This window comes from Paraburkholderia metrosideri (genome assembly GCF_904848625.1).
Lineage (GTDB): Bacteria > Pseudomonadota > Gammaproteobacteria > Burkholderiales > Burkholderiaceae > Paraburkholderia > Paraburkholderia metrosideri.
Genome location: NZ_CAJHCP010000012.1, coordinates 145,301 through 156,589, shown reverse-complemented (window position 1 = coordinate 156,589; position 11,289 = coordinate 145,301). Strand labels below are relative to the sequence as shown.

General features: G+C 60.0%; 8 protein-coding genes. 4 read left to right on the top strand and 4 right to left on the bottom strand.

What is annotated here, in order from left to right; translation table 11 throughout:
• The first annotated feature begins 42 nt into the window (after positions 1–42).
• The 4 genes from LMG28727_RS25595 to LMG28727_RS25580 all read left to right on the top strand — a co-directional run bounded on the left by LMG28727_RS25595 (position 43) and on the right by LMG28727_RS25580 (position 5,012).
• The gene (locus LMG28727_RS25595) at positions 43–1,146 is read left to right on the top strand and encodes an OmpA family protein (protein ID WP_201645094.1); all 1,104 of its coding nucleotides are present in this window, start codon (positions 43–45) and stop codon (positions 1,144–1,146) included.
• Positions 1,147–1,425: 279 nt separating this feature from the next.
• Complete coding sequence (locus LMG28727_RS25590; RefSeq protein WP_201645093.1) at positions 1,426–2,034, top strand: response regulator transcription factor; 609 nt, start codon at positions 1,426–1,428, stop codon at positions 2,032–2,034.
• Positions 2,035–2,046: 12 nt separating this feature from the next.
• Positions 2,047–3,825 (top strand): histidine kinase, encoded by a 1,779-nt coding sequence (locus LMG28727_RS34315; protein ID WP_236592336.1) that lies wholly within the window; start codon positions 2,047–2,049, stop codon positions 3,823–3,825.
• A 125-nt stretch (positions 3,826–3,950) separates the two neighbouring features.
• Positions 3,951–5,012, top strand: a complete 1,062-nt coding sequence (locus tag LMG28727_RS25580; RefSeq protein WP_201645092.1) for a hypothetical protein — start codon at positions 3,951–3,953, stop codon at positions 5,010–5,012.
• Between the two features lie 167 nt (positions 5,013–5,179).
• Here the strand turns inward: LMG28727_RS25580 and acnA are convergent, their stop codons facing one another.
• The 4 genes from acnA to prpC all read right to left on the bottom strand — a co-directional run bounded on the left by acnA (position 5,180) and on the right by prpC (position 11,220).
• Positions 5,180–7,897: an aconitate hydratase AcnA gene (gene acnA, locus LMG28727_RS25575; protein WP_201645091.1), complete on the bottom strand. Its 2,718-nt coding sequence runs from the start codon at positions 7,895–7,897 to the stop codon at positions 5,180–5,182.
• Positions 7,898–7,938: 41 nt separating this feature from the next.
• Positions 7,939–9,390, bottom strand: coding sequence for a bifunctional 2-methylcitrate dehydratase/aconitate hydratase (locus LMG28727_RS25570; protein WP_201645090.1), 1,452 nt, complete (start codon positions 9,388–9,390; stop codon positions 7,939–7,941).
• Positions 9,391–9,415: 25 nt separating this feature from the next.
• A complete protein-coding gene (locus LMG28727_RS25565) occupies positions 9,416–9,928 on the bottom strand; it encodes a hypothetical protein (RefSeq protein WP_201645089.1) in 513 nt (170 codons plus the stop codon).
• A 104-nt stretch (positions 9,929–10,032) separates the two neighbouring features.
• Entirely contained in the window at positions 10,033–11,220 is a 1,188-nt protein-coding gene (gene prpC / locus LMG28727_RS25560; protein ID WP_201645088.1) for a bifunctional 2-methylcitrate synthase/citrate synthase, read from the bottom strand.
• Positions 11,221–11,289 lie beyond the last annotated feature (69 nt).

Sequence of the window (11,289 nt, the reverse complement as noted above, 5' to 3'; positions counted from 1 at the left end):
ACGGGAAGCTTCCGTGCGACCCGCTTTCCTTGAGAGACAGACATGAAGTATTCGTTAATGGCCATCGCGTTTGCCGCGATGCTCGCAGGATGTTCTTCGTCCGCGACGCGCGATCGGCTGCAAATCCAGGATCCCACGGTCCTGCAAACCGGCTTCAGCGCAACCCAGACTCAGGCTGCCGGGGCGGTGACGCCTGAGTGGCTCGCAACCTATGGCGGTATGAAGAACGCTGAAGTGATTCGTTCCGTGAGGAACCGTCTGAATGCACTGGGCGAACGCAAAAATAACTATTTTGGTGAGAAGGCGCAGTGCTGGCTGAACGCCGCAACCGACGAACGTTCGCTGCACGACGGTTGGGGTTTCGTGCAGGAGGCGCTGGTCGAGGCCGACCATCTGACCAGGGCGCTGGAGACCAGTCAGGGCCTGTCGGTCGACAATCCGGAATTGCGGACAGCCTCGGTCATCCGGCCGGACTTGTGGAAACAGATTCTCGCGGCCAAAACGTCGCCAATGTTTCCGCAGTGCCAGGAAGCGCAGCGTCTGACCGCCTGCTCCGAAGTCGAGTTGATTCGCGCCGGCCACGAGGCGTGGACGCGTGATTTCTCCGAGAGCCAGCGTCTGGTCGAGGGTGTCGAGCGAGGCGTGCCTCACATCGGGGAGGCGCTTGCGGCATGCCAGCCGCCGCCAGCGCCGCCGGCCGCCGCGTCGCCGGTTCCGGAGAAGGTGACGCTGCAAGCCGACGCGTCCTTCAAGTTCGATCGTGGCGATCTGGGCGGCATGCTGCCTGCGGGCAAGACCAGGCTTGACCAGCTGGTTCGTGACCTCAGGCAGGTGGACGATGTGACGCGCATTCGCATCGAGGGCTTCACGGACCGCCTCGGTAGCGATAGTTACAACCGTCAGTTGTCGGCACAGCGTGCTGAAACGGTCAAACGCTACTTGCAGAGCGGCGGTGTCGATCTGCCGATCATGACGCGTGGCCGCGGCAAGGAAGCGCCGGTCGTTGAATGTAACGACCGCAACCAGCAAGCGTTGATCGACTGCCTCGCGCCGAATCGTCGCGTCGAACTCGACTTTGCGCGCAGCGGTGCGCAGACGTCGGCCGCGCCGCAGATTCAACGTGCGCGAAGGCAACCGCAGCAGTAGCAGTTGCCTTTTCAGATACCCTGGCCTTGTAGGCCGGGGTATTTTTGAATCGATGATCTCGAGATCCAGCGCTGCGTCTCGATAAGGCGCACTGTGAATAATTTTACGCGTAGGAAATTTCAATCGCCTTCGCGAGAAAAATCCCCGCGTTTTGAGGAGATATCCCTTCCGCTTGCCGAAAAGTACCGTCGATGATGGGGTTATTATTTTGCTCAATTTATATTTGGGCAAGTTCGATTCCTTTTGCGCCCATTGATTAATATCAAAGGTGAGTCATAAATGAAGAGAATTGCGATTATCGACGACCATCCCATTATTCGGAGAACAATAGCCGCTGTGCTGCATGCCGATCCCGAACTCGATCTGATTGGCGAATGTGGCGATGGAGAAGATGGTCTGAGAATGGTTCAGAACGAACGCCCAGACCTGGTTATTCTCGATCTCGATTTGCCGCGGCTTGACGGTTTGTCCATGATTCGTCGTATTCGCGCGCAGAATCTCAAAACCTGCATTCTCGTTCTTTCGGCCAAATCGGAACATGTTATGGCAGGCTATACGCGCAGTGCCGGTGCGAATGGTTATGTCAGTAAAGGCCGCGAAATCAGTGAATTAATCACCGCGCTTAAAACGATTTTATTTGGCTACAACTGCTTCCCGGCCGATACTGCCGACGCTTTGTCCGCGAGGGGGCTGAACTCGTTGTCGGCACGAGAGGTGGAGGTGTTGCAGCATCTTGCGCGCGGCGCCAGCAACCGCGACATCGCGGGCCACCTCTATCTCAGCGACAAGACCGTGAGTACTTATAAGAGCCGCATTCAGGAAAAGCTCGGGCTGTCGTCGCTAGCCGCGCTAATTGAATTTGCTGCGCTACATAAGCTGGTCGATTGAGTTTTGCAGTCTATGAACAACATGGCCATGCTGGCTTTTTCCAGGCGCGTGCTTCAGCGTGTGTCACGCTTTATCCACGATCTTCTGCACTCGTGCGCGCAGCAAGCGGCGCGGGTTTCGATTCGTGTTGCGACGCTGTCGGGATGTCTTATTGCGTTTGCACTGTTGGGTCTGTTCTCGACGCAGGCCAACTCCGCGTTGCAGGCTGGCGGCGCGTCGTCGGTGACGCTCGCCGATCACGCAGGTCCTGTCGGTGCCGCGGACCAGAACGGTGCAGTGATCCAGTTGCCGCAACCGCTTGACGAGAGCGACGTACACGAAGGCACAGTCGGCGGCACAGCTCCCGCCGCTATGTCGAACGGCAGCGGATACACGCCTTCCGACAACTCACAGGACGATGCATTCGAGAGGCCTACGTGGTCGCTCGCGCTGGCGTTGGCGCTAGGTCTGTCGCTAACGGTCGGTATAGCCGTCGCGCTGGTCGGCGCGTGGCTGTCTCGATCCGCAATAAGGCGCGTGGTTGGACAGCAGAAGCAGATTGCTGACCAGTGGGCTCGCCAGTTTGAAGCCGCAGAGGCGCGCGAGCGGAATGCGAACGTCGTTGCGTGGGACTGCGCGAAAGCCATCGTCATTCCTCAGCCATTCAATGCTCCGGACGCGACACGTTTTTATGTTGAGGCTTCGTTGCCCGCAGTGACGAACATGCTGGATTATTTGAGTGCGCTCAATCTATCCGATGCGTCCTCCAGGCATTCGCTGCAACGGACCATGATCCAATATGCGATACGAACGTGGAGTCAAACGCTCAGCGATTTGCTGGACGATTCTCCACTGGAATCGCGCGCGTTAGTTATCGACGAAAGCGTGACGAATCTTCGCGAACTCGTGAATGGGGTCGTCGCGCTGTGGGCGCCCTTTGCAACGAGCGTGGGCTTACGCATCCATACGAGTGTCGATCCGGCCGTAGCAGAAGCGATTCTGTGCGATCACGCGCGTCTCGGCCAACTCTGCTTCCATCTGTTGGCCCGCGCGATCCAGCTTGGCGTGCGTGAAGAGATCGTGCTCATGGTGCGCGGCGAGTCTCTGGATGCACGCTCGCAAAGCATCCTGATCAGCTTGACGGAGGCCGGTGAGAAGAGCGCGTTGGTTACGCGACGGCAGCGGCCCGATTTCAGCGCTGGCCGCTCAGATGCAGCCGGCAAGTCTCACCATGCTGATACCTGTCTGACGTTGTGTCGTGCGCTCGCGCAGCGCATGCAAGGTGGACTTTCGATTACGAGCGGGCTGGATGCAATCGCTCGGGTGAGCTTCAACGCGCCGTTTGCTGTCGTGCAAAAGCGCCCCCCTTCAAGTGCTACTCGGAGCGATACAGGCACGCCATACGTTCGAGGCGGCAAACCTCCCCCTGAGTCTGTCGCTGCAACCAGACTACCGCGTGACTCCGTCACCGCCTGCTACGAACCGTTCGACCATCGCTTTCTGGATTCATTGTCCAATGAGGGGCTTAATCTTTCTGTCTTTCTGGACGGCTGGCGTCGCGCAATGGACGACGACGTGGCACGCCTCGGCGGGTTGTGTCGTCAGAGCGAGCCCGACCATATGCGCAGTGTGCTGCACCGGTTGAGCGGTGCTGTAGGTCTTGTTGGCGCGCGTAGTTTGATGGAGGCGTTACGGCGCGCGAGTGCTTCGCCGCTTGAGCAGAACACGATCTCGATCGATTCGCTAATAGAACGCGCGAAGCGCCTCGTGATGCAACTCGAAGTGCGGTCAGCCGTACCCGGGAGTTCCTGAGAATGACTCGACCTTTGGCCTTGATTGAAGGCGATCTTGCGCTTCCGGACGCGCGACTGCTTCGCGGCTTGCCGCCCCCGTTTGGTTCGCGACGACAATCAGCGCGAACCGCTCCGCAGCGCGAGATGCAACGTGCGGCGCAACGTGCGGCGGAACACGACGCGCAACACGCGGCGCAACACGTCACCGCTATCGCGGCACAACAAACGATCCGCCGTGCGATAAGGCACAAGGCGCCGGTGCGCCAAAGGCCGCTTCCGCCTGGCACCCTGTTTCGTTTCTTTTACAAGGTGCGACAGCCACGCGACTACTCCACTCATTTCAACGCACAACTGGCCGAAGCAAGGTACTACCTCGACGCGGGAAAAACACCTGCGCGTTCATCGCGCAAAGATTACATGTTGGGGGCGGCAATCTTCGCCGTCACTGGTATCGCGCTGGCCTGGTTACTGACAATCAGCGTAATGCGTGACGCTGAAAAGGGTGGCAGCGCGGTGATAGCGCAGTCAGGTGCGGCCGGTTCGGAAAAACAGGACCCACCGTCACAACTTGCGATCAAGATTGCGCCCACGGTCGTGAAGGATGCGGCGACAGCGCGCAACCCGGTGCATCGTGCCGCGCGTCCGGTTGAATCGTTGACCGGGTTGCAGGCACAGAACTCGTCCACATCAATGACGTCGCAGCAGGCGGTACGTTCGGTTAAGACCAGTCCAACGCATCAGGCTGCGCGTGCAGCTGAGCGTCCGACGTCGTCACGGCACAGGGAGTCGTACAAAACCGCCGGAGCGTTGACTCCCGACGTCGCTACTCGACATAGCGCCAGGGTGGGCGAGAGCGCCCGTCGCGGCCAGTCAATGTTGCACCTGAGCGAGGCGCAGATCGACGATCGCCTGATGATGAGCCGAGCAGTTGCACCGTCTGCACAGCCTGCCGCATCAATGCAACCTGAATGGACCGCACGCGCGCTTTCAACTAAAGCGGCACCCGAACAGGCCGCGTTGCTCAACTGGGCCGCACAACAACGGCAAGCCTCAGTGGCTGCGACCTCGACAGCTACGACCTCGACAACCACGACCCGCGCCAGCGTCCCCGCAACGCCGGCCGACGCTACGTGGAACGCCGCCCTCACGCATCGCAGGATCACGGACAACCCCCACGCGTTCGACACCGACGCAGCTCGGCCCTAACGAACCGCCCCCCAAACCGCCCCCCAAACCGCCCCCCAAACCGCAAACAAAAAAAGCCCGACCAGAGGTCGGGCTTCAAAGTCGGCTGCGCCCTCCACAGGACGCAGCCCCTGCAAAACAGCCAAGCCGTTTGCTTTGCCGCGAGGTCGAACTGAACTAGGTCGAGCTTACGCAGCCAGCAGCGAACGCAGAACGAACGGCAGAATGCCGCCGTGCTTGTAGTAGTCGACTTCGATCGGCGTATCGATACGCAGCAGCACCGGCACGCGCTTCTCGGTGCCGTCCTTGCCGCGAATCACCAGCGTCACTTCCTGTTGCGGTTTGAAGTCATTGCCGAGGCCTTCGATGTCGTACGTTTCTTCGCCGGTAATGCCAAGCGACTGCACGCTATCCGAGCCCTTGAACTGCAGCGGCAGAACGCCCATGCCGACCAGGTTCGAACGGTGAATCCGCTCGAAGCTACGTGCGACCACGGCCTTCACGCCCAGCAGTTGCGTGCCCTTGGCTGCCCAGTCACGCGACGAGCCCGTGCCGTATTCTTCGCCTGCAAACACCACGGTCGGCGTGCCAGCGTCGATGTACTTCATCGCTGCGTCGTAAATCGATTCCTGTTCGCCGCTCGGCTGGTGAATCGTCAGGCCGCCTTCAACGCGTGAGCCGTCTGCCTTTGTCGGGATCATCAGGTTCTTGATCCGGACGTTCGCGAACGTGCCGCGCATCATCACGTCGTGGTTACCGCGACGCGAGCCGTAGCTGTTGAAATCGGCCTTCTGCACGCCGTTTTCCTTCAGCCACTTGCCTGCCGGCGAGTCTTCCTTGATCGAGCCAGCCGGGCTGATGTGGTCGGTCGTCACCGAGTCACCGAAGATACCCAGGGCGCGCGCGTTCTTGACCGGAGCGATGCTGTCGGCTGGCGTCATCGAGAAGTCCTTGCCGAAGAACGGCGGCTCGGCGATGTACGTCGACTTCGGCCAGTCGTAGACCTGACCTTCTTCGCCTTCGATCTTGCTCCACAGGTCGCCCTTCTTGGTCAGCGACGCGTAGTTCTTGCGGAACGCGTCTGCGTCCAGCGCGAACTTGAGCAGTTCATTGACTTCTTCGCTGGTCGGCCAAATGTCGCCCAGGTAGATGTCCTTACCGCCGGTGCCCTTGCCGACCGGCTCGGTCATCAGATCACGCGTGATGTTGCCCGCGATCGCGTAAGCCACGACCAGCGGCGGCGACGCCAGGAAGTTCGCGCGGATGTTCGGGTGAATACGCGCTTCGAAGTTACGGTTGCCCGACAGAACCGCTGCCGCGACGATGTCGTTCTTCGTGATCGCTTCGTTCAGTTCCGGTGTCAGGTCGCCCGCGTTGCCGATACAGGTCGTGCAACCGTAAGCGGCCAGCGTGAAGCCCAGCTTGTCCAGGTACTTCAGCAGGTTGGTCTTCGTCAGATACTCGGTGACGATACGCGACCCAGGAGCCAGCGACGTCTTGATGTGCGGGGCGACCGTCAGGCCGGCTTCAACCGCCTTCTTCGCCAGCAGACCAGCAGCCAGCAGCACGCTCGGGTTCGACGTGTTCGTGCACGACGTGATCGCGGCGATCAGGATGTCGCCGTTCTTCACGTCGACGCCATTGCTCGTCGTGTATTGCGTGTCGAGGTCATCAGCCTTCTTCGCAAAGCCGTTTTCTGCAACCGGCTTCGAGAACAGGTCACTGAAGGTCGACTTCACATTGCCGATTTCAATACGGTCTTGCGGGCGCTTCGGGCCTGCCAACGACGGAGCCACCGTGCCCAGATCCAGCGTCACGACCTTCGTGAAGTCGATGTCGCCGTCTTTCGGAACGCCGAACAGGTTCTGCGCCTTGAAGTAGTTTTCGAACGCCGAGATTTCTGCGTCCGTGCGGCCCGTGCCCTTGAAGTAGTCGATCGTCTTTTCGTCGACCGGGAAGAAGCCCATGGTCGCGCCGTATTCCGGCGCCATGTTGCCGATCGTCGCGCGGTCCGGCAGCGACAGCGAGCGCGTGCCTTCGCCGAAGAACTCGACGAACTTGCCGACAACCTTTTCCTTGCGCAGCAGTTCGGTGATGGTCAGAACCAGGTCGGTTGCCGTCACACCTTCGCGCAGCTTGCCCTTCAGGTGTACGCCGACCACGTCCGGCGTCAGGAAATACACTGGCTGGCCGAGCATGCCGGCTTCCGCTTCGATACCGCCCACGCCCCAGCCCACCACGCCGATGCCGTTGATCATCGTGGTGTGGCTGTCGGTGCCGACCAGCGTGTCCGGGTAGTACACGGTGTCTGCGCCTTCAGCCTTCTTGTGTACGCCGCGTGCAAGGTACTCCAGGTTCACCTGGTGAACGATACCGACGCCCGGCGGCACGACCTTGAACGTGTCGAATGCCTGCATGCCCCACTTCATGAACTGGTAGCGCTCGTTGTTGCGCTGGAATTCCAGTTTCATGTTCAGATCGAGCGCGTTCTTTTCGCGGAAGTGATCGATCTGCACCGAGTGATCGACAACCAGATCGACCGGGACCAGCGGTTCGATCGATTTCGGGTTTTTGCCGACGCGTTGCGCGACACCGCGCATCGCAGCGATGTCGGCGAGCAACGGCACGCCGGTGAAGTCTTGCAGCACGACACGCGCCACGACAAACGGGATTTCGTCGACGCGTGCAGCGTTCGGTTCCCAGTTGGCCAGTTGCGTGATGTGTTCTTCGGCGATCTTCTTGCCGTCGTAGTTACGCAGCACCGATTCCAGCACGAGACGGATCGAAACCGGCAGACGGTCGATCTTGATGTTCAGTGCCTTGCCGAGTTGCGGCAGGGAGTAGAACTTGCCTTTGCCGGAACCGCTGTCGAATTCCTTGAGCGTTTTGTGGAGGTTGTGGGCCATGGTGTTTTCCTTGGTTTGATCGCGGAACTACAAGTACTCAACTAGATGACGTAAAGATCGACATATTCATTGACCGGCATGGCTTCGAGCCTGGGCTGATCGAGCGACACGTCGAGAATCGCCAGTTGTTGCCTGAGCGGAAAGCGCCGTGCGAGGTTGGTCCTGAACTTCTCGACCAGCAACGGAATTCCGTCCTCGCGGCGACGCTTATGACCGATCGGGTATTCGACTACGACTTCACCGAACGCCGATCCGTCGTTGAATTCGATCGTCAGTGCATTGGCGATCGAACGCTTCTCGGGATCGTGATAATCCTGCGTGAACTGCGCATCTTCGACGCATTCCATCTTGGTTCGCAGCACATCGATGCGCGCGTCCTGCGCGACCGAATCTTCGTAATCCGCCGCCGTCAGGCGACCGTGGATCAGCGGTACGGCGATCATGTACTGGATGCAATGATCGCGGTCGGCCGGATTGTTCAGCGGGCCTTTTTTATCGATGATACGGATCGCGGCTTCGTGTGTCCGGATCGTGATCTTGCTGATTTCCTCTACGTTACGGCCTTGTGCTGCGAGTTGCGCGTGCAACGTAATCGCCGCTTCCACCGCGGTCTGCGCATGGAATTCTGCCGGAAAAGAAATCTTGAAGAGTACGTTTTCCATCACGTACGAGCCGTACGGACGTTGAAATCTGAACGCGTTGCCGTTGAACAGCACATCGTAAAAGCCCCACGTCTTCGCCGTGAGTACCGACGGATAGCCCATCTCGCCGGTTTTCGACATCAGCGCGAGACGCACGGCGCGCGACGTTGCATCGCCTGCGGCCCAGGATTTGCGCGAACCGGTATTCGGCGCATGGCGGTACGTGCGCAACGCCTGGCCGTCGACAAAAGCCTGCGACACTGCGTTGATCAATTCGTCACGCGAAAGGCCGATCATTTGACCGACCACCGCCGTTGACGCCAGTTTCACCAGCAACACATGATCGAGCCCGACCTTGTTGAAGGAATTTTCGAGCGCGATACAGCCTTGAATTTCGTGCGCCTTGATCATCGCGATCAACACGTCTTTCATCGTCAGCAGCGCTTTGCCCGCTGCGATGGCACTGCGCGAGAGCCAGTCGGCTGTCGCGAGAATTCCGCCGAGGTTGTCGGACGGATGCCCCCATTCGGCGGCAAGCCAGGTGTCGTTGAAATCGAGCCAGCGGATCATGGCGCCAATGTTGAAGGCAGCCTGAACGGGATCCAGCTGGAACGACGTGCCCGGCACCTTTGCGCCGTTGGGGACGATCGTGCCCGGCACGATCGGTCCCATCAGCTTGGTGCAGGCCGGGTAGGAGAGCGCCTCGAGTCCGCAGCCGAGCGTATCGATCAGGCAATGGCGCGCGGTTTCCAGCGCGAGCTTGCTGTCGATCGGGAAATCCAGCACGTAGTCGACGATATCGACGAGGACAGAATCCGGGTCGGGTCGCACGTTGGAAACCGGAGCGGACATCGGGGAGCGTTCCTGATGACGTCGATTAGTTGGTGGTCCGGTTAATCGCGTTCGATTGGGTCGGAGCCGGTGCGCCTTGCGTCATTGCTGCCGTCTTGCATTCGTCGGCCAGACGCGAGCTGTCTTTGTCCTGGAACAGCATTGCCTTGGTCGGGATCACGACCAGATCCATGCCGGTTGCAGCGTCGTGGAAGCGGTCTGCGCCCGTCGTAGTCACTTCGCGCGGCAGGCTGTAATTTTTGTTAGCCCAGTGGACGGTAACGATCTGGTCACGCTTCATGTCGCCCTTCAGGTCGAATGCCAGACCTTCGGCACACGACCACTTTTCCGAGCCGTCCGGTACCGGATCAACCTTCGCTTCCTTGGCCGGGTTGGCTTTGCGCTTGATCAGGCGACGCGGTTCCGGGCGCTTTGCCACGGCCTTCTTTGCTGCCGGCTTTGCGGTGGTGGTCGCTGTTTGCGCGCTGGCTTCCGTCGAGACGGACAGCATCGTCGTGGACAGGGCGCCAATCACGGCGGCGATCATCAGCTTTTTCATGGAGAAAACCTTTCTATCTAATTTCAGTTAAACATTACGCGGGCTACCGGTCCTGGCGACCGCGTGGGTTGAACTGCACGCGCTTCGAAAGCGCACAGCGACCGCTATTTTCTCCTATTTAGCGGCAGGTACTTTAAATTCTCGGGTCCGGTGTAATTCGCGCTGGGTCGAATGATCTTGTTGTCGACCCGCTGCTCGATGATGTGCGCGCTCCAGCCGGCCGTGCGTGCGATCACGAAGAGCGGCGTAAACATTGCCGTCGGCACGCCCATCATGTGATACGACACCGCGCTGAACCAGTCGAGATTCGGGAACATCTTCTTCGCTTCCCACATCACCGATTCGAGCCGCTCCGCGATGCTGAACAGCTTCGTGTCGCCTGCTTCCTTCGACAGCTTCTTCGCGACTTCCTTGATGACCTTGTTGCGCGGATCGGAGATCGTATAAACAGGGTGACCGAAGCCGATCACCACTTCCTTGTTCTCGACGCGCCGGCGGATGTCGGCTTCGGCCTGGTCGGGCGTTTGATAGCGCGACTGGATCTCGAACGCGACTTCGTTGGCGCCGCCGTGTTTCGGGCCGCGCAGCGCGCCGATCGCGCCGGTGATCGCCGAGTAAATGTCCGACCCTGTGCCGGCGATCACGCGGCCCGTGAACGTCGACGCGTTGAATTCATGCTCGGCGTACAGGTTCAGCGATACGTGCATCGCGTCGACCCACGCCTTCGACGGCTCCACGCCATGCAGCAGATGCAGGAAATGGCCCCCGATCGAATCGTCGTCGGTCTCGACCTCGATGCGCTTGCCGTTGTGCGAGTAGTGATACCAGTACAGCAACATCGAGCCGAGCGAGGCCATCAGCTTGTCGGCGATATCGCGTGCGCCGGGCAGATTGTGATCGTCCTTCTCCGGCAGCACGGTGCCGAGCACGGACACGCCGGTGCGCATCACGTCCATCGGATGGGCGGCGGCGGGGATCCATTCGAGCGCGGCCTTGACGTTCGCGGGCAGCCCGCGCATGCCCTTGAGCTTGGCCTTGTACGCAGTCAGTTCGGCCTGCGTGGGCAGCTTTTCGTGGACCAGCAGATAGGCGATCTCCTCGAATTCACACGCGCTGGCGATGTCGAGAATGTCGTAGCCCCGGTAGTGCAGATCGTTACCGGTCTTGCCGACCGTGCACAGCGCGGTGTTGCCCGCCGTCACGCCAGACAGCGCGACGGATTTCTTCGGTTTGAAGCCGCTTTGGGGCGTGTTCCCGCCTTGTGCGTCTGCGGATTGCGTCGTCTCACTCATCTCCCGCCATCTCCTTTGGGCCTGCGTGCTTTGAGCCTGCGTGTTACCGCTGTGTGAACCGCGTGTTCG